This window comes from Pseudomonas sp. 50_B, from assembly GCF_017491625.1.
Lineage (GTDB): Bacteria > Pseudomonadota > Gammaproteobacteria > Pseudomonadales > Pseudomonadaceae > Aquipseudomonas > Aquipseudomonas danubii.
On sequence record NZ_JAFGYX010000121.1, the window covers coordinates 1 to 474 of the forward strand.

Below are 474 nucleotides of genomic sequence, written 5' to 3' on the forward strand. Positions count from 1 at the left end.
TTCACGCGAAACGCGGGCCTGCCGAACGTGAACACCGCGGTCGTCGCGGGCAGCTCGGGCACGCTCGCGGACGACGGCGATCCGGGCGAATGGGATCTCGACAGCCAGACGATCATCGGCACGTCGGGCGGCGTGAAGCAATTGATCTTCTATGCGGCCGTCAACGGCGACAGCAACGACAGCGGCCTCACCAACGCGACGCTGACCGCCGCATACAACAAGGCCGTCACCGACAACGTCGCGAAGGTGATCAACGTATCGCTCGGCGAGGACGAGGCGGCCGCGAATTCGGACGGCTCGCTCGCCGCGAACGACGCGGTGTTCAAGCAGGCGGTCGCGCAAGGGCAGATCTTCTCGGTGTCGTCCGGCGACGCGGGCGTCTAGCAGTGGTCGACTTCGCCATACGGCGCGCCGGGCTACGTCGGCACCTACAGCGGCGGCAAGGTGACGACGAAGATCAATCTGGCGAAGTAC

General features: G+C 66.0%; 1 protein-coding gene. It reads left to right on the forward strand.

Annotation, left to right across the window (positions count from 1 at the left end; genetic code table 11):
* The coding region (locus J5M73_RS31215) for a S8 family serine peptidase (RefSeq protein WP_207816925.1) at positions 1–384 on the forward strand (384 nt) is incomplete at its 5' end.
* Positions 385–474 lie beyond the last annotated feature (90 nt).